Raw genomic sequence first — 18,722 nt, forward strand, 5'->3', positions numbered from 1 at the left:
TATCGAGATGAGCGTCATGGCGCCGATCACATGTGAAGCGCATCACATCGTCAGGGGATGTAGATCTCCGTACCGACGCGGTTCCGGTTCATAGCCGAGGTAGCGATCCACCGAAGCGGCCCGAACTCGGGGTCCCAGGTTGCCAGCAGACCGGTGACTTTGGTGGTCATCACGTCGCGCAGCCGGTCGAACGAGTCGTCGGGCCGGTCACCGACGTAGCCGAGCAGCAACCACCACGCCCATGCGACAGCGCCTGCATTCGCGACGAAGTCGGGGATCACGGCGATGCCCCGCGAGGTCAGGTCGAGTTCGGCGTCGGGTGTGGTCGCGGCGTTGGCGGCCTCGACCACCACCTTGGCGTTCACCGTCGCGCAGTTCGCGCCGGTCAGCGCGTAGGACACCGCTGCCGGTACCAATATGTCCACTGGCGTCGTGATGACGGAGTCACGCGCGAGCTGCTGGACGTGAGCGGGAAGGAGCTCACGATCGATCTCGCCGTACGCGTTGCGCGTGTCCAGCAATGCCGGGATGTCGAGGCCGTCCGGGTCGTAGAGAGTTCCCATGGCGTCCGCAACGGCGACGATCTTCATACCCGCGTCGTGCAGATACCAGGCCGCGCCGCCGCCCATCGTTCCGATGCCCTGGACGGCGACGGTGGTGCCGGTGACCGCCCAACCCCAGTGCTCGGCGGCCGCGAGGCACGCGCACGCGACGCCGTAGCCGCCGATCACATCGCCGAGCAGACCGCCGCGTGCCTGGGCGTTGAGACCCGCCATCACCCGTTCGGTGGTGGCCTCGGGGTCGACCGAACGCTCGATCGCGGCGTGATACGACTGACGCATGCCCAGGTGATCGAAGACGTCATCGATGAGATGTTGCGGGACCCCAAGATCTTCCGCGGTCACCCAGTGCCGATCCAGGAATGGCCGCATCGCCTCGCAGAAGCGGGTGAGCACACCGACGGCACCGGGATCCTTCGGATCGAAATCGATTCCACCCTTGGCGCCGCCGATCGGCAGATCGAAGGTCGCGGTCTTGTTCGACATCCCGCGCGCCAGGTCTTCGACCTCGGTCATGGTGCAGCCCTTGCGCATTCGGGTGCCACCGGTGGCCATGTCGGCCACCAAGGTATCGACGACGAGGTAGCCGCGGGCACCGGTTACTGCGTCGGTCCACTCGATGCGCATGACGGGTTCGTGATGCGACGCGGGGGCCGTGACGTGTTGGGTGTCGGTGTTGGTCATCCTACTGGTGGGGTGATCCGCAATCGTCACTTCGATGCCTCCTGAAGTTCGTCGAAGCCGGAACCACGCCCGGGTAGGGCATCCGGCACGAGCGCCGTGTGTCAGTAGCCGGCGACTTGCGATCGTTGGAAGCAACCGGTGATCCCCACAATGAGGGCGAGCGATGGTTCGCGTCCAGTAACAGTTCCTGGATTTGTTCGTTCAGCAACACTGGAGTGTTCGCGGCGGACACCGTGCGAAAGTCCTATCGTGGCGGCATGGAGTTGTCGCTGCATCGGCTGAAGCTGCTCCGTGAGCTGCGACGTCGGGGCACTGTTACCGCTGCGGCGCAGTCGCTCAGCTACACGGTTTCGGCGGTCTCGCAGCAGCTCACGCTACTCGAGCGCGACGCGGGCACCCCGCTCTTCGAAAAGCTGGGACGACGCATGGTCCTCACCGAAGCAGGGGTGGTCCTCGCCGAGCATGCAGAGGAGATCTTGGCATCGGTCGAGCGTGCGGGCGTTGCGATGGAGGCGGCGCAGGGAGGGGTCTCGGCACGGCTGACCGCGGGCGTGTGGGCATCCGTCGCAGCCGGGCTGTTGCCGACGGCGCTGACGGCGCTGTCCGAGGCGCATCCCGGGATCGAGCTGCGAACGAAAGAGCTTGCGCCAGAAGACACCGCCGATGCCGTTCGCGACGGCGCACTCGATCTCTCGTTCGTCATCGAGTACTCGAACACTCCGCTGGAATGGGATCCTGCGCTCAATCGCCAGATCGTTGCTGTCGAGCGCATGCACGTTGCCCTCCCGCCCGGATCGGAGCTCGGCGACGTGGTCGCACTCGCCGACTTGGCGGATCGGCAATGGATACTTGCGGGCCCGCGGTCCCAGTTCGGACGAGCGGTTCGTCGGGCCTGTCATCACGCGGGATTCGACCCCAAGATCGGTCACGAGGTCGAGGAGCAGGCAACAGCGTTGGCGATGGTGGTGTCCGGACTCGGTGTCACGCTGGTGTCGGATCTGGGCTTACGGCTGCTTCCTCCAGGCAGCTACATCGTCGAACTCGCCGACGATTTCCACCGCACCGTCTGGGTGGCGTATCGGGCCTCCAGCGAACCCCGAGCCTCGCTGCAATTGGTTATAGGGGCGGTCGCCGGTGCGGCGCGACAACTGGGTCTGGCAGCGGACCCGTCGATGTAAGCGCTCGATAAGGTCGCTGTAAGCGCCGGTCCGCATTCTTTGTTCATGAAATACACACTGATCGCAGCAGCAGCCACCACCGCCCTCGCCGCCGCAGTCTTTGCAGGCCCTGCCCAAGCGCACCCGGGTGGCCCGCAGTTCGACTACGACCACTTCCAGTCCCCGTCGGGCAACATCTCCTGCCAGATCTTCGATGGCTCGCAAGTTCGTTGCGACATCGTCGACTACACCTTCACGCCGCCCCAGGAGCCCGACGGCGGCTGCGGTGCATCAGGCTTCGGCCATTCCGTCGTTCTCGACGCCGACGGTGCTCGGTTCATCTGCGCGGGTGACACCGTCGCGGACCCGACCGCTCCGGTCCTCGACTACGACGAGACCACAGGGGTCGGTGGTGTCGAGTGCTACAGCACCTCCGACTACCTGTTCTGCTCAGCAGGCGATCACAGTTTCCAATTGGCCCGCGACTGGTACAGCTTCCTGTAGAACGGGGCTCAATTGCCGCCGGCGCACATACCGCGCTTCGCAATGGAGACAGCGGTTTTGGCCTGCTCTTCGGTCCACTGCTGCTCATCGACGCCGAACTTTGCGGCATCGTCGTCGGACTTGCCCGCGTTGACGGCCTTGCAGATGCGTTGACCTGTTCCGTAGACCGATTCCACGTCGCGGACGGGAACACCCGCCTGCGGAAGTGCCTTCAGGAAGTCGGCTTCCGGAGTCATGGCCTGGGTGGTGTCTTCTGTCGGAGCCGCGGCTTCGTCTGTTTCCTCGGACGGTGCGGGCGCCGATGTCTTCTCGACCGTTGTCGGCGCAGCGGCGGCGCGCGAGGAGATCGGTGCGCTGGACGGGGCGGCTGCCGGCGAATCGTTGTTCGAGGAGCACCCCGCTACCGCTGCAGCAAGGACGGCGACAGCAAAAATCTTTCGTCTGACCACACGCAAAGTGTGCCAGCCGAGAAAACTTCCTCGACGGCCGACTCGCAGCGGTCACAGCGACGAAACGTTCTCGCCACGGCAGGTTCGTATGGTTCGCCCATTCGGTTGCGCGACGATTGCGTAACCAACGGCCTGGTCAAGGGGTAGTGCAGATGAGTGGAAACGCGGTTCGCCTGCAGGCGATCAAGGATGTCGAAGCCTACGTCCCGCCGGCCGTCAGCTACACCGACGACGAGGCGCCCGGCGATGTGTTCGGCGAGAACGTCTTCAACAAGGTCGTGATGCAGAAGCGGCTGCCCAAGTCCGTGTACAAGTCGGTGATCGCGACGATCGAGCACGGGAAGAAGCTCGACCCGATGGTCGCCGATGCCGTCGCGTCAGCCATGAAGGACTGGGCGCTGGCGAAGGGTGCGACGCACTACGCGCACGTCTTCTACCCGCTCACCGGTCTGACCGCGGAGAAGCACGACAGCTTCCTCGAACCCGTCGCGGACGGTTCCACCCTCGCCGAGTTCGCGGGCAAGACGCTGATCCAGGGCGAGCCCGACGCATCGAGCTTCCCGAACGGCGGCCTGCGCAACACGTTCGAAGCTCGTGGCTACACCGGATGGGACGTCACCAGTCCGGCCTACGTTCTGGAGAACCCGAACGGCAACACGCTCTGTATCCCGACGGTGTTCGTGTCGATGACCGGTGAGGCCCTCGATCACAAGACGCCACTGCTGCGTTCGCAGCAGGCGATGGGGGAGCACGCCGAGCGCATCCTGAAGCTGTTCGGCCACGAGAGTCCGGAGCACGTCGTCTCGTTCTGCGGCCCCGAGCAGGAGTACTTTCTGGTCGACCGGCACTTCTTCCTGGCCCGTCCCGATCTGCTGAACTCCGGTCGCACCCTGTTCGGCGCGAAGCCGCCCAAGGGGCAGGAGTTCGACGACCATTACTTCGGTGCCATCCCGGAGCGCGTTCTCGGCTTCATGATGGACACCGAGCGCGAGCTGTTCAAACTCGGAATTCCCGCCAAGACCAGGCACAACGAGGTCGCGCCCGGCCAGTTCGAGATCGCGCCGATGTTCGAGCGCGGCAACATCGCCGCCGATCACCAGCAGTTGCTGATGACCACCTTCAAGACCATCGCGAAGAAGCATGGCATGGCCTGCCTGTTCCACGAGAAGCCGTTCGACGGCGTCAACGGATCCGGCAAGCACGTCAACTTCTCGCTCGGCAACTCCGAGTTGGGTAGTCTGCTGGTTCCCGGCGACAACCCGCACGACAACGCCCAGTTCCTGGTCTTCTGTGCCGCCGTCATTCGTGCCGTGCACAAATACGCTGGGCTGCTTCGGGTTTCGGTGGCATCGGCCACCAACGATCACCGGCTCGGCGCCAACGAGGCACCGCCCGCGATCATCTCGATCTTCCTCGGCGACCAGCTGGCCGACGTCTTCGATCAGATCGCCAAGGGCGCGGCGACGTCGTCGAAGGACAAAGGCACCATGATGATCGGCGTCGACACGCTGCCGATCCTGCCCACCGACCCCGGCGATCGAAACCGCACCAGCCCGTTCGCCTTCACCGGCAACCGCTTCGAATTCCGCGCGCCCGGTTCCATGCAGACCGTCAACGAGCCGATCGTCACCATCAACACGATCATGGCCGAAGCGCTCGATCACATTGCGACACAACTGGAGACGGCAGTCGAGGCGGGGGAGGACTTCGACACCGCGGTGCAGAACTTGCTCACCGAGATCATCACCGATCACGGCGCAGTCGTCTTCAACGGCGACGGCTACTCGGACAACTGGCAGATCGAGGCAGAGTCGCGCGGCCTGCCGAACCTGCGCACCACGCTCGACGCGTTGCCCGAGCTGATCACCGACGAGTCGATGGAGCTGTTCGAGAGGTACAAGGTGTTCAATCACCGTGAGATGCACAGCCGCTACGAGATCGGGCTGGAGCAGTACGCGCTCACCATCGGTGTCGAGGCCAGGTTGACGCTGGAGATCGGTAGCACGCAGGTGCTGCCCGCAGCTGTTCGCCATCAGACCGAGGTCGCCACCAACATCGGCGCGCTGAAAGCCGTTGGCGTCGAAGCCGATACCGCACCGCTCGACGAGGTGAGCGCACCGATCGCCGCACTGCGTGCTGCGCTTGCGACGTTGAAGGCGGCGCTCGCCGATCACGCGGGAGACAGCGCACTCGCCGAAGCCACGCATGCCGGAACGGTGCTGCTGCCTGCGATGGCCGACGTGCGAACCGCGGCGGACGCGCTGGAGAGCATCGTCGCCGACGATCTATGGCCGTTGCCGACCTATCAGGAAATGCTGTTCATTCTGTAGATAGTGTCCTGAGTCGGAAGTCATGGCGCAGTTTCCGGCGCCCAGGCGGCGCCTCGCCGCGTTGTCGGAAAGCCAGGTAGAACACCGCTACTTGCCTCTCCTCCGCCTTCCGATGCATCCGCCTGGATCACCGCAAACCCGCGCCGAACTTCCGACTCAGGACACTACCGACGCTCGTACACACCGCGGATGTAGGCGGCCTGGCCGATGTGCTGGAGATCGTCGGAGACCACGCTGACCAGTCGAACACCGAGCGTGACCGGCGGATCCCAGTTGTCGTCGACGACGCGGTCAAGGTCGTCGGCGCCCAGTGTGCGAACGTACTCGACGGTGCGGTCGTGGACGGCGTCGTGATAGCCGAGCAGCAGGTCGGCGCCGACCTGCACCGCGGCCACGTCGTCCGACGTCTGCCCGTATCCGATTGTGCCAGTGGGGAAAGGCAGGTCGAATCTGTCGTTCCACCCGTCGGCGGTCCACACCTGCTCGGTCCCCGCGACGCCTGCGACGTGATCGTCCTGCACGCGCGTCAGGTGCCACACGAGCCATGCAATGGTGTTCGCGTCGCCGTCGATTCTGTAGGTCAATGCGTCGTCGGGTACATCGGCAAGCGCCGCGTGGACGGTTTGCTGGATGCGATCGAATGCGTCTGCGAGTACTGCTCCCTGGTCCATGTCTCGAGGCTACCTAGATAGCTCCTCTGCGATCCGCGCCAGTCGGCGCACCAGGAGCTGGACGACCGGGCCGTAGGTCGCGGCGAGCACGCCTTCGATCGGTCCGGGTGCGGAGATCGTCATCGTGATTCGGGAGCCCGACGGGAGCGGCGTCACTTCGTGATCGAGTGTCACCGGTCCCACTTGCCAGCTCCACGATCGGTGCTCGGATTTCGCCGAGACCAGCGCGGGCACCGGTACAACCCACAGCAGCCGCGCTGCACCTCGCTGTCCCGCCTGCACCTCCGGCGTGCCCAAGCCCCATGCGCCCCGGATGTGCGGTGCCCACTCGGGCCAGCGCGCAGGCTCGGACACCAGCGACCAGGTTTCGGCGGCGGTGGCGGTGGAGTCTGCTGAATAGGAACGGGTCATTGCACCGGATTACCCAATCAGCCGGTGTTCAGGAACTGGCGACCGCGCTCAGCCGGGCAGCGATCGATGTGGCCGCGGCGGATCGCTCGTCGCCGAGCCCGACGATGAGATTTTCGAGCACCGGGACCAGAACTTTGACGACGCTGGCCTGCGGGCGAACGTAGCCGGCCAGCTCGAGCATGGTGTAGCCGTGCACGGCGCACCACCATTGGTGCGCGATCACCCAAGCGTCGCCGTTGGTGAACCGGCCGTCGGCAACGGCTCTACCGCAGGCTTCGACGAAGTCGTCGAAGACCTCCCTGCGGCCGGTCGCAAGCTCTTCGTCCGTGGTGCGGCGAAAGGGGCCGAGGGAGGCCGTGCCGAACATGACCGAGTAGAGATTCGGGTTCAGCCGGGCGTATTCGACGTAGACAATCGTCAGTGCAAACAGATCGCCGATCGGATCGACGGTTCGCTGCGCAGCGGCCACCATGGCCGCCAGTCGCGCGAATCCGTCGTCGACGACTGCGCGAACCAACTCGTTGATCGAACCGAAGTGTGTGTAGACCGCCATGGTCGAGGTGTCGGCGTCGGAGGCGACCCGCCTTGTAGTCAATGCTGTCGGCCCCTGCTCGGCCAACAGCCGCGCGCCGCTGTCCAGCAGTCGGGTCCGCATGTCGTCGCTCACCGGTCCAGCTTGCCATGACGAGTGCTATTACAACCGGTATCACGGGTGTTATATTGACCGCCGACGCTGGCGAAGGGACATAACAGTGGGCCACTATCGGGCAAACGTTCGCGACATCGAGTTCAATCTCTTCGAGGTGCTCGGTCTCGGTGAAGTGCTCGAATCGGGTGCTTTCGGTGATCTGGACGCCGAAACGGCCCGGACGATGCTCGGCGAGGCGGCCCGACTGGCGGAGGGGCCGCTGGCGGACGCGTTCGCCGACACAGATCGCAATCCACCGACGTTCGATTCCGAGACCCATTCCGTGCGTCTGCCCGAGCCGTTCAAGCGGTCGTTCCGCGCGTGGCAGGACGCCGAATGGTTCCGGGTCGGGATCGACGACGCGGTCGGCGGTGTGCCAGCACCCTCGATGCTCAAGTGGTCGATCAGCGAGTTCGTTCTCGGCGCGCAACCCGCTGCGTACATGTACCTCACCGGCCCGGTGATGGCCGACATCGTCAACGAGATCGGCAACGAGGAGCAGCGTCGCTGGGCAGGCAAGATGATCGACCGCAATTGGGGCGCGACGATGGTGCTCACCGAACCCGACGCCGGTTCCGATGTCGGCGCTGCACGCACCAAGGCAATTCAGCAGCCGGACGGGTCGTGGCATATCGAGGGAGTGAAGCGTTTCATCACCTCCGCCGACTCGGACGATCTGTTCGAGAACATCCTGCATCCGGTGCTCGCTCGGCCGGAGGGTGCCCAGCCGGGTACCAAGGGGCTGAGCCTGTTTCTGGTTCCGAAGTATTTGTTCGACACCGACACCCTGGAAATCGGTGAGCGCAATGGTGCTTTCGTGACCAACGTCGAGCACAAGATGGGTCTGAAAGCGTCCGCGACCTGCGAACTGACTTTCGGTGGTCACGGCGTTCCCGCGCAGGGCTGGCTGGTGGGTGATGTGCACAACGGCATCGCCCAGATGTTCAAGGTCATCGAGGAAGCGCGAATGATGGTGGGTACCAAAGCCATCGCCACCTTGTCGACCGGCTACCTCAACGCACTCGACTACGCAAAGTCTCGGGTGCAGGGCGCAGATCTCACTCAGTTGGCGGACAAGTCCGCGCCGCGGGTGACTATCACACATCATCCCGATGTTCGACGCTCGTTGATGCTGCAGAAGGCCTACGTCGAAGGGTTGCGCGCCGTGTATCTCTACACCGCGGCGCATCAGGACGAGGTTGTCGCCCAGCATGTTTCGGGCGCCGACAAAGATCTGGCCTTCCGCGTCAACGACCTGCTGCTGCCGATCGTCAAGGGCGTCGGATCCGAGCGCGCCTACCAGTTGCTCACCGAGTCGTTGCAGTGCTTCGGCGGTTCGGGCTTTCTGCAGGACTATCCGATCGAGCAGTACATCAGGGATTCGAAGATCGACAGTCTCTACGAAGGCACCACCGCCATTCAGGCGCAGGACTTCTTCTTCCGCAAGATCGCTCGCGATCGCGGTGTTGCGTTGGCGCACATCGCGGGCCAGATCCGCGCCACCGTCGACGCCGATGGCGGGAACGGCCGGTTGAAGACCGAGCGTGCGCTGCTCGGCACGGCGCTCGACGACGTCCAGGCGATGGCCGCGACACTGACCGGGCATCTGATCGGTGCCCAGCAGACCCCCACCGAGCTGTACAAGGTGGGTTTGGGTTCGGTGCGCTTTCTGCTCGCTGTCGGCGATCTGCTGATCGGGTGGCGGCTTCTCGTGCAGGCCGAGGTCGGACTTGCCGCGCTGGACGCCGGCGCAGGTAAGGACACCGCGTTCTACGAGGGAAAGATCGCCGCCGCATCGTTTTTCGCGAAGAACGTGCTACCCGAACTCACCGCGGTACGTGGAATCCTCAGTGGTCTCGACAACGACGTGATGGAGCTCGACGAAGCGGCGTTCTGAATTCAGCTTCTCCGAGTGGTGCTGTCACCCGGCTGCCTGCGGCACAGTACGTGCGCGACCAAGGCGGTCCAGCCGGTCTGATGGGATGCGCCCAATCCTTCGCCGGTGTCGCCGTCGAAGTATTCCGAGAACGTGATGTGGTCCCACAGCGGTCCGGTGGTCGATTCGACGCGATGGCCGTCGCTTGGACGCTTGCCGTCCGGGCCCTTGCGGAACAGGTTCACCAGCCGCTGATCGATTTCTTCGGCTGCCTGCGCGGGCGTTTTACGATTGCCGGAACCGGTAGGCATCTCGAAGGTGTTGGTGTGGTCGTCGAAGTAGTCGTCGTACACCCGCAACGCGTCGGCCAGCAGAACGTTGACGGGGAACCAGATCGGTCCACGCCAGTTGGAGTTGCCGCCGAACATGTTGGATTTCGATTCGCCCGGCTGATAGTCGATCTCCATCCAGGTGCCGTTGACCTCGGTGGAATAGGGTTCCCGGTAGCAGGCGGACAGCGACCGAATTCCGAAGGGCGACAGGAACTCTCCCTCGTCGAACAATCGGGTCAGCACCTTGGCCGTGCGATCCGGATCCATCAACGACAAGAGCGCGCGGTTGTCGTCGGTGCCCGATCGGTCGAGGATGCCCTCGACCAGTTCGGGCCTGCGGGCCTGTAGCCAGCGCAGGCGAGCGGTGAAGTCGGGGAGATGCTCCGCCGTCCACGCCGGCGCATGCGCAACGGCGAGCAGGGGGAGCAGGCCGACCATCGAGCGCACTCGCAGCCGCTGGAACGATCCGTCGGGGCGCACCATCACGTCGTAGTAGAAGCCGTCCTCCTCGTCCCACAGTGTCACGTCGTGAGAACCGAAGCGGCGCATGGCCTGTGCTATCGACAGGAAGTGTTCGAGGAACTTGGTGGCGCACTCGTCCCATGCCTTCACCTCGAGCGCCAGTGCCACCGAGATCTTCAGCATCTGTAAGCAGTAGAACGCCATCCAGCTGGTCGCGTCGGACTGCTCCAGGCGATACCCGTCCGGCAGGGGAGCGGACCGGTCGAACAAGCCGATGTTGTCCATACCCAGGAATCCGCCCTCGAACACCGACGAGCTGTCGATGTCCTTGCGGTTGACCCACCACCCGAAGTTCAGCAGGAGCTTGGTGAAGATCCGAATCAGGAAGTCGCGGTCGCGCATTCCGTCGATCAGCCACACCTGCCACGCGGCCCAGGCATGGACGGGCGGATTGACGTCGCCGAACGACCATTCGTAGGCGGGCAGTTGACCATTGGGATGCATGGCCCACTCGCGGCACAGCAGGAGCAATTGCTCCTTCGCGAAATCTGGATCGACGTGCGCGATGGCGACACAGTGGAATGCCAGGTCCCATGCGGCGAACCAGGGGTACTCCCAGTCGTCCGGCATCGAGATCACGTCGGCAAGCGCGAGGTGTCGCCAACTTGCGTTGCGCGCGTGCCGATCTGCGCGTTCGGCGGGCGGCAACGGTTCGTCGGGATCACCCTCGATCCACGACTCGACGTTGTAGCGGTAGATCTGTTTGCCCCACATGAGCCCGGCGAACGCACGACGAGCGATGAAGGCATCTTCTTCGTTCAGCCGCTCGGGCAACACATGTGCGTAGAACTCGTCCGATTCGCTGCGACGATCGGCGAGCACGGCGGCATATCCGGCGCCGAAGGTGTCGTCACTCGGCTGATTCGGCGACATCCGCAGGCGGACCGTGACGGTTTCGCCCGGTGCAACCGAATCGAAGACGTACCAGAACGCCGCCTTGGTGCCGTGACCTTCGGCGGCGACGGCCGCGGTATCGCCGTGCACCACCCGCTGGTTGATTCCGTCTTTGGTTGTCGCCGCTCGATTTTCGGCATTCCAGAGGACTTGGGCGTTCGACTCGTTCTCGCACACCAGCACGTCCGGGGTCTTGTGCGCAACTCCCTCGGCGCTGACGTAGAGCCTGCCGAGGTAGGCGTGCGTGCATTCGACGGCGTGAACGTTCGGGGGAGTAAGTTCCGGCGGATCGATGCGGCGCAGAGTCGGCTTGCGATCGTCGCCGCCCCACACCCACGTGTTCCGAAACCACACCTGCGGCAACAGATGCAACGGAGCGGCGTCCGGTCCGTGGTTGGTCACCTCGACGACCATGCAGATGTCGTCGGGTGCGGCCTTGGCGTAGGTGACGGTGACGTCGAAGAACCTGTCGTCGTCGAGGACGCCGGTGTCGGCGAGTTCGTATTCACGGTCTTCGCGGCCGCGCCGACCGTTCTCCTCCCGCAGCCTCGCGTACGGATACTCGGCGTGCGGGTAACGATAGAGCGTCTGCATCCACGAATGCGTTGGCGTGGAATCCAATGCCCACCAATACTCTTTGACGTCCTCGCCGTGATTGCCTTCGCTGTTGGTCAGTCCGAACAAGCGCTCCTTGATCACGGGGTCTTTGCCGTTCCACACGGCAACGCCGAGATTGAGAAAGCCGTAGCGATCGCAGATGCCGGCGATGCCGTCCTCGCCCCAGCGGTATGCGCGCAGATGCGAATGTTCGAAGGGCAGGTAGGACCATGCGTCGCCGCCCGCCGAATAGTCTTCGCGGACAGTTCCCCATTGTCTGGCTGACACGTACGGGCCCCATTGGCGCCACGGGCTGCCCGGTTTGGGCGACTCGGCGAGGCGGGCGTGTTCAGCGGACCGGTGCTGCTCGGCAGACGTCACGCAGCCATCCTGACGGATGCGGCGCGACTTCGCTCAGCAACCGCCGACCCGGCAGTTCAGTTCACCGACAGCTTCTTGTCGTACCCGGCTGGTTCACTTGTCGGTACGGGGAAACCCGTCCCCGCACAATGACGATGGAGTCCGTCATGCCCACTCGTGACCAAGCCTGGCCGCAAGGCACGCCCTGTTGGATCGACGTTCAGGTCGACGATGTCGCGCAAGCGCGTGAGTTCTACTCGAGTCTTTTCGGTTGGCAGATCGACGACGGCCCGGACGACGCGGGCGGCTATGTGATGGCGCTCGTCGACGGACGGCCCGCAGCAGGCATCGGCCCGAAGATGGGTGACGATCCGATGCCGTCGGTGTGGACCACATACCTCGCCGCCGACAGTGCCGACGACATCGCGAAGAAGGTCGCAGCCGCAGGCGGGCAGGCCTTCATGCCGCCCTTCGACGTCATGGACGTCGGGCGCATGTTCGTCGCCGCAGATCCCGCCGGTGCCGTCTTCGGCGTCTGGGAAGCCAAGGCGCACAAAGGCGCCGCCATCTACAACCAGCACGGAACCTATTGCTGGAACGAGGCTCACACCACCGACTACGCCGCCGCCAAGGTGTTCTACTCCGCAGTGTTCGGCTGGACGTATACGGAACTCGGCGATACGTACTGCACTTTCGCCGTGTCCAGCGGTGACATGGCAGGCGGGGTTGCCGACGAGTCCGCCACCGGCGCGTCCAGCCACTGGCTCACCTGGTTCCAGGTCGACGACACCGATGCGGCGCTGGCCAAGGCCGTCGAGTTGGGCGGTTCCGTGCTCGAGGAGCCGAGCGACACTCCGTTCGGCCGATCGGGCGTGATCACCGGCAGCCAAGGTGAGGTGTTCGGCGTCATCGATCCGTCCCGAGCGGTCCCGCCCGCCTAAGCCCGTGCTCCGAAGTCCGGAGCGTACTTCGCGAGGAATCCGTCGAGTATCGCGGTATACCCGGCGTTGTTCTTGGTGTACGAAAAAGCGTGTGGTGCAACCCAATCGGGAATCACCAACTCGGTATGCGAATGATCGCTGTTTGCGTAGATCTCTTCGGACTGCTCGACGGGAGTGAACTCGTCCTGTCGCGAATGAATCAGCAGAGTCGGTTCCTTGACGTCGCGGATCGCGTCGTCGGGCGCGACTCCGCGCGCGTCGAACCCGCCGCGAATGCCGGCAACCAACAACGCGCCGGGAACGAAGATCTTGGTCCAGCTGCCGAATTGCTGTTTCCCCTGGGCTCGGGCGATGTCGCCGAGGCTGGAGTAGGAGGAGTCGGCGAGGACGAAGGCGAGATCGGGTATGTCGGCCGCGGCTTGAATGGCGGTCGCCGCGCCGTAGGACCAGCCGGCAAGGCCGATCTTGCTGTGCGGCAACGACGTCCTGTTCGCGAGCCAGTCCACTGCGCGGCCGAGGTCGTCCTTCTCATGCGCACCGTAGGTGAGCAGCGATGGTGAACTCTCGCCGTGTCCGCGCGCGTCGTAGAGCAGCAGATCGCAACCGCGGTTCCAGAACAGGGGAGTGGGCCCCAGAATTTCCTGCTTGCTTCCGCTGAACCCGTGCAGCATCACCGTCGCGCATCCCGCCTTGCGGGGATTCGCGAAGTACCAGCCTGCCAGGGTGACGCCATCGCCCGGAATCTCGATCAGCTCGGGTTGCGGCAGACCGTACGATGCGACATCGACTGGTCCGAGCGGCGCAAACTTCGCGGCGATCAGTTTCTCCGAGAAGAACCACGAGATACCGGCATAGACGATCGCCAGCACCACGATCAAAGCAACGAATATTTTGAGAGGACGCCGCCGCCTGCGCATGCGCTCATTGTCGATCAGCGCGAGCCGGTATGGGCGATCTTCTCGAAACGCCCGTTGCGAAGCGGCCCGAGGGTCAGTACGCGCCTTGCGAGCCGGTGACGGCGTTGAGGGTCTTCTTGATGATCAGCAGATCCTGCAACATCGACCAGTTCTCCACGTAGTAGAGGTCGAGGCGTACAGACTCGTCCCACGACAGGTCGGATCGGCCACTCACCTGCCACAGGCCCGTCACGCCCGGCTTGACCAGGAGTCGTCGGCGTACGACACCGTCGTATGCGTCCACCTCACGTCGAAGCGGCGGACGGGGTCCCACGACGCTCATCTCGCCGCGCAGGACGTTGAGGAACTGTGGCAACTCGTCGAGGCTGTATTTGCGCAGGATACGACCGACCGGAGTGACACGAGGATCGTTGCGCATCTTGAACAGCAGGCCGGCACCCTGGTTCTGACGGACGAGGGCGTCGAGGTGGCGATCGGCGTCCTCGTACATGCTGCGGAACTTGATCATCTTGAACGGTTTGCCGTCGATGCCCATGCGCTCCGAGCGGTAGAAGACAGGGCCGCGGCTCGTCATCCGCACTGCGAGGGCCGCCCAGATCATCACCGGCGCGATCAGCAGCAGTGCAACGGCTGCGAAGCAGACGTCGAATGCGTGTTTACCGAAGGACATCGCGCGGTCGTACTGCGGTTTGTCGATGTGAACCAGCGGCATATCGGCAACCGGCCGGATTTCGAGGCGCTGGCCTGCAATGTCGACGATGCCCGGTGTGACGACCAAGTCCACATCGAGCGGCTCGAGTTGCCACACCAGGTCGCGAATGCGCTGGTGGCCGAGTTGTTCGGTTGCAGTCACGACCACCGTGTCGGCACCGGTCAACTGGACCGCTTCGAGGATGGAGTGTTCGTCGCCCACGATCGGGACCTCGTCGCCGGCAACGGCGAGGTTCTTGTCCGCGTCGGCCGTGCCGCCGGGTGTGCATACGCCGACGACGCGGTAGCCGGCGTTGCGATCCCGCGCGAACGATGCCGTCATTGCTCGTGCTGCGTTTCTTGCGCCGACCACGAGGACGGTCGTCTGGTATTCGCCCTGCTGGCGCATGTGAACTGCGTACTTGCGCCATGCCTGACGGCTCAGCATCAGGCCGAAGTAACCGACAGGAAGCGCGATCGCCAGATATCCCCGGGCGACGTCGACCTGGAACAGCAGCGAGACGATGGCGATCAGGCCGAAGAGACGCATGGTCGCAGACGTGATGCGGCGGTACTCCTCGGGTCCGCTTCCTATGATGCCGCGCGATCGGGAACGTGCCAGCGCGAGTGATCCCAGCCAGAGAAGCGCGATCGCTACCGAGATCGTGGTGTACCCGATGCCCGGGGACAGTGCCCAATCGACCTCGCCGTCGTAGTCGATCTTGCCGAATCGCAACATCTGCGCCAATGCGACCGCACTGATGACGACAAGGGTGTCGCTGACCTGAAGGCGAATCAGATACTCGGAGCGCCAGGAATCTCTGCCGGTTGTACTGCGTACATGTGCGGGGCGCGAGGTGACGGTCGGTTGCTGCTTCTGCTCGCGAAACTCCACCCGTACACCCCTTACTTCGAACCGTTCGTGCATCACCGTAAGTGGTGTGTCGCAGGGGCGTCAATCGTAATTAATGCCCAATACCTACTCTTTATTCTCGATTATTAGACCTGGACAGAGGTCCGGTATGTATACCGGTCGGAAAAAAACCGCAGGAATGTTCAGAAAAATCGCGCATTGGAGAACCGTCGTAGCGACCTGGCGAAATGACGAATCGAGACGCGTTCGCGCGACCAGGGCGTATCGGTAACCTGACCCACGGTATTGTTTTGGATGGGTGTGACGTTCCGCACATTGCGGCCCCTGCGAAATGGCTCCGGAAACAGACGTAAGCCCCCCGCCACACGGGGTGGCGAGGGGCCTACGGGTCGATCGGGTTCGACGGGGCTTGTGACTTAGTTGTTGCTCCCGTGGAATCCGGTGAGCGGCCAGCCTGCGGCAGCGAGCCGAGCGGCGACCTGGCGAACGTCGTCGTCGCTGGGCGGCTCATCGGAAACCTTGGCGATTGCGGCTTCGATGTCGACCGGGTTGACCGGAACGACGTGGCTCTCGGCCAGCTGGGCGATGACAGCCTTGGCTTCGTCCTCCGTGAGCGACTTCTTCAGCAGCGCCAGTAGCGGAAAGTAGTCCTTGGGAGGAACGTTGTCGGGGTAGCCGCTTCGGAGCCAGCCGAGAACGGACGACAGGAAACTGGTGGAGGTCGTTTCGGACATTGAGTTCCTTTCGCTTGTGATCGGTGACGTCAGAGCGGCAGTTCGATACCGAGGTAGTGCTTGATCGACGTCTTGCAGATGAAGAGGACGCCGTAGGCGATCGCGACGAGCACGATGCCGAAGCACAGGTAAGCGCCGGCGAGACCGGCTGGGCTGGTCTTGCCCTGAACAGATTCGCCGTCGGATGCGGTGACCGTGCCGAGACTCAACGAGCGGAGTCCCAGCGCGAAGATGGTCGGCAGACCGACTCCGAACAGCACGCCGATCAGGAAGACCTTCCATGCGGCGTTGGCGGCGGTGGTGATGATGTCCATGTCAGGAGCCCTCTCAGACCTTCAGGGACGGGTCGGCCGCGAGCTGTGCTGCGGCGTCGTCCCACTCGTCGTTGACCGTGTCTGCGCTGACCGGCTGCTTGCGCGAACGGAGGTACATGTAGCCGGACGCCGCGAGCAGCATGGCGAAGACGACGATGGCACCGGGCAGTCCGCCGATGGTGTTGGCGATCAAGAAGCAGATCGCCCCGACGACGGCAGCCGCGGGAAGCGTGATCAGCCACGCTGCGGCCATGCGACCCGCAACACCCCAGCGAACCTGTGCTCCCGGCTTGCCGACGCCGGTACCCAGGATGGAACCGGTGGCGACGTGCGTGGTGGACAGCGCCATGCCGAAGTGGCTGGACGTCAGAATGATTGCGGCAGAAGCAGCTTCGGCCGCCATGCCCTGGGGGGCTTCGATCTCGACGAGTCCCTTACCGAGGGTGCGGATGATGCGCCAGCCACCGAGGTACGTGCCGGCCGCGATGGCGAAGGCGCAGGCGAAGATGACCCACACCGGCAGGCCGTCGTCCTTCACGCCCTGTGCGGTAACGGTGCCGTGCACAACGAGCGCCAAGGTGATGACGCCCATCGTCTTCTGCGCATCGCCGGTGCCGTGTGCGAGGGAAACCAGTGACGCCGTGCCGATCTGGCCCCAGCGGAAGCCTGCTTCCTTCTTGTCGCGCTGCACGCGCTTGGTGATCGCGTAGATGATCCAGGTGGCCATCGCGGCGATCGCGCCTGCGATGATCGGGGAGAGCAGGGCGGGAATGATGACCTTGGAGAAGACGCCGTTCCAGTTGACGCCGCTCACGCCGATCGCCGCGATGCCTGCGCCGATCAGTCCACCGAAGAGTGCGTGCGACGAACTCGACGGCAAGCCGAGCAGCCACGTCGCGAGGTTCCAGAGGATGCCACCGATGAGGCCGGAGAAGATGAGGACCATTGCCTCGCGGCTGTCGACGCCGGAAACGAGTCCGCCGTTCTTGTCCTGAATTTTCAGGACGGCCGTGGTGACGGTAAGGGCAACTTCCACAGAGAGGAAGGCGCCGACGAGGTTGAGGATCGCGGAAAGAGTTACCGCGGTCTTGGGCTTGAGCGCCCCGGTGGCGATGGACGTGGCCATCGCGTTTCCAGTGTCGTGGAAACCGTTAGTGAAGTCGAACCCGAGCGCCGTGATTACCACCAGCGTCAGAATGATCATTTCCGCAGTCACGCAAGCATATTGGACCATCGCGTCGGGGTTTGTCGATTCACGAAACTGCTTTTACGAGTACAGAGTTCCCTTGTCGTTCAGTGTTCATCTGGCGTTCAATCAACCGCCTCTTTTGCTCGTGTTTTCGTGAGTTGATTCACCTTCTGTTTCCTTTGTCCCGATGACTCTCCGACCGCGCGTAGCGTTTTTCGCAGTTAAACCGATCGGGCCATCAGTGAGGAAGGCGAATTTGTGACCGGAGCAGTTCTTGTGACGGGTGGGACCGGAACGTTGGGTCGAGCGGTGGTGGACGAACTGCTCGCGCAGGGCTCTGCGGTACGGGTCTTGAGTCGGTGCCCGCACGACGAGAGTCGGCCGAATCTCACCTGGGCACTCGGCGATCTGCGGACGGGGGTAGGCGTCGACGACGCGATCGCCGATGTGCAGACGGTGGTGCATTGCGCGACGACGAACGGGAAGTCCGATGTCTCGACATCCGCCACGCTGATCGATGCGATTGCGCGAGCGGGCGGAGTTCACCTCGTCTACATCTCGATCGTCGGCGTGGATGTGGTGCCGATGTTCTACTACCGCGCCAAGCTGGAAGTCGAGCGCGCAGTGGAACGGGCGGGCGTACCGTTCACGATTCTGCGGGCGACGCAGTTTCACGACCTCGTCGTCGCGATGTCAGCGGCACAACGATGGTTGCCCGCCACGCTGGTCCCGTCCCGCACGAGTTTCCAACCGATCGACGTACGCGACGTGGCACGCAGGCTGAGCGAGTTGGTGGCCGCGGGGCCGTCGGGACGGGTGCCCGACATCGGGGGTCCTCAGGTGCGACGGGCGGACGATCTGGCGCGTACCTATCTCCACGCCGTCGGTCGGCGGCGATTGGTGGCTTCTGTCCGTCTTCCAGGGGGATTCGGCGCCGGGTACCGCGCGGGAGGGCATCTTGCGGCCGATAATGCGTACGGGACCATCACTTTCGACAATTTTCTCGCCCGATGAACCCGTCGTATCCG

17 protein-coding genes are annotated in these 18,722 nt (G+C 63.9%); 6 read left to right on the top strand and 11 right to left on the bottom strand.

Translation table 11 applies throughout. The features are described from left to right. Positions 1–50 precede the first annotated feature (50 nt). Positions 51–1,244, bottom strand: a complete 1,194-nt coding sequence (locus FOY51_RS05980; protein WP_149429526.1) for a Glu/Leu/Phe/Val dehydrogenase dimerization domain-containing protein — start codon at positions 1,242–1,244, stop codon at positions 51–53. Between the two features lie 257 nt (positions 1,245–1,501). Between FOY51_RS05980 and FOY51_RS05985 the strand changes: the two genes are divergently transcribed. Together FOY51_RS05985 and FOY51_RS05990 are read left to right on the top strand one after the other, a co-directional pair. After that, entirely contained in the window at positions 1,502–2,422 is a 921-nt protein-coding gene (locus FOY51_RS05985; RefSeq protein ID WP_149429262.1) for a LysR family transcriptional regulator, read from the top strand. 45 nt (positions 2,423–2,467) lie between these two features. Further along, on the top strand, positions 2,468–2,905 hold the full coding sequence (locus FOY51_RS05990; RefSeq protein ID WP_149429263.1) for a hypothetical protein: 438 nt from the start codon (positions 2,468–2,470) through the stop codon (positions 2,903–2,905). Positions 2,906–2,913: 8 nt separating this feature from the next. Here FOY51_RS05990 and FOY51_RS05995 read toward each other — a convergent pair whose 3' ends face one another. Next, positions 2,914–3,354, bottom strand: a complete 441-nt coding sequence (locus FOY51_RS05995; RefSeq protein WP_149429264.1) for a DUF732 domain-containing protein — start codon at positions 3,352–3,354, stop codon at positions 2,914–2,916. Between the two features lie 152 nt (positions 3,355–3,506). Between FOY51_RS05995 and FOY51_RS06000 the strand changes: the two genes are divergently transcribed. Beyond that, complete coding sequence (locus FOY51_RS06000; RefSeq protein ID WP_149429265.1) at positions 3,507–5,684, top strand: glutamine synthetase III family protein; 2,178 nt, start codon at positions 3,507–3,509, stop codon at positions 5,682–5,684. Positions 5,685–5,848: 164 nt separating this feature from the next. Here FOY51_RS06000 and FOY51_RS06005 read toward each other — a convergent pair whose 3' ends face one another. The 3 genes from FOY51_RS06005 to FOY51_RS06015 are packed head-to-tail and all read right to left on the bottom strand — an operon-like array spanning position 5,849 to position 7,433. Then, a complete protein-coding gene (locus FOY51_RS06005; protein ID WP_149429266.1) occupies positions 5,849–6,355 on the bottom strand; it encodes a mycothiol transferase in 507 nt (168 codons plus the stop codon). A gap of 9 nt (positions 6,356–6,364) precedes the next feature. Then, positions 6,365–6,766: an SRPBCC family protein gene (locus FOY51_RS06010; RefSeq protein ID WP_149429267.1), complete on the bottom strand. Its 402-nt coding sequence runs from the start codon at positions 6,764–6,766 to the stop codon at positions 6,365–6,367. A gap of 28 nt (positions 6,767–6,794) precedes the next feature. Then, positions 6,795–7,433, bottom strand: a complete 639-nt coding sequence (locus tag FOY51_RS06015; RefSeq protein ID WP_149429268.1) for a TetR/AcrR family transcriptional regulator — start codon at positions 7,431–7,433, stop codon at positions 6,795–6,797. Positions 7,434–7,518: 85 nt separating this feature from the next. Here FOY51_RS06015 and FOY51_RS06020 point away from each other — a divergent pair, with 85 nt between their 5' ends. Then, positions 7,519–9,351: an acyl-CoA dehydrogenase gene (locus FOY51_RS06020; protein ID WP_149429269.1), complete on the top strand. Its 1,833-nt coding sequence runs from the start codon at positions 7,519–7,521 to the stop codon at positions 9,349–9,351. A gap of 2 nt (positions 9,352–9,353) precedes the next feature. On the opposite strand, the gene FOY51_RS06025 is transcribed toward FOY51_RS06020, so the two are convergent. Beyond that, positions 9,354–12,056 (bottom strand): MGH1-like glycoside hydrolase domain-containing protein, encoded by a 2,703-nt coding sequence (locus FOY51_RS06025; protein ID WP_149429270.1) that lies wholly within the window; start codon positions 12,054–12,056, stop codon positions 9,354–9,356. A gap of 146 nt (positions 12,057–12,202) precedes the next feature. Between FOY51_RS06025 and FOY51_RS06030 the strand changes: the two genes are divergently transcribed. Then, positions 12,203–12,976 carry a VOC family protein gene (locus FOY51_RS06030; RefSeq protein ID WP_149429271.1) on the top strand — a complete coding sequence of 258 codons (774 nt, stop codon included), beginning with the start codon at positions 12,203–12,205 and terminating at the stop codon, positions 12,974–12,976. Here FOY51_RS06030 and FOY51_RS06035 read toward each other — a convergent pair. The 5 genes from FOY51_RS06035 to FOY51_RS06055 form a co-directional block, all read right to left on the bottom strand. Continuing rightward, entirely contained in the window at positions 12,973–13,893 is a 921-nt protein-coding gene (locus FOY51_RS06035; RefSeq protein WP_149429272.1) for an alpha/beta hydrolase, read from the bottom strand. The genes FOY51_RS06030 and FOY51_RS06035 overlap by 4 nt on opposite strands. Positions 13,894–13,966: 73 nt before the next feature. Beyond that, on the bottom strand, positions 13,967–15,478 hold the full coding sequence (locus FOY51_RS06040) for a sugar transferase (protein ID WP_235916143.1): 1,512 nt from the start codon (positions 15,476–15,478) through the stop codon (positions 13,967–13,969). 395 nt (positions 15,479–15,873) lie between these two features. Next, a complete protein-coding gene (locus tag FOY51_RS06045) occupies positions 15,874–16,191 on the bottom strand; it encodes a DUF3349 domain-containing protein (protein WP_149429274.1) in 318 nt (105 codons plus the stop codon). 29 nt (positions 16,192–16,220) lie between these two features. Beyond that, positions 16,221–16,505, bottom strand: coding sequence for a hypothetical protein (locus FOY51_RS06050; RefSeq protein ID WP_149429275.1), 285 nt, complete (start codon positions 16,503–16,505; stop codon positions 16,221–16,223). Positions 16,506–16,518: 13 nt separating this feature from the next. Next, entirely contained in the window at positions 16,519–17,721 is a 1,203-nt protein-coding gene (locus FOY51_RS06055) for an inorganic phosphate transporter (protein WP_187776193.1), read from the bottom strand. A 231-nt stretch (positions 17,722–17,952) separates the two neighbouring features. Between FOY51_RS06055 and FOY51_RS06060 the strand changes: the two genes are divergently transcribed. Then, positions 17,953–18,708: an SDR family oxidoreductase gene (locus tag FOY51_RS06060; RefSeq protein ID WP_149429276.1), complete on the top strand. Its 756-nt coding sequence runs from the start codon at positions 17,953–17,955 to the stop codon at positions 18,706–18,708. Positions 18,709–18,722: the final 14 nt, after the last annotated feature.

The sequence above is a fragment of the Antrihabitans cavernicola genome (genome assembly GCF_008297975.1).
Lineage (GTDB): Bacteria > Actinomycetota > Actinomycetes > Mycobacteriales > Mycobacteriaceae > Antrihabitans > Antrihabitans cavernicola.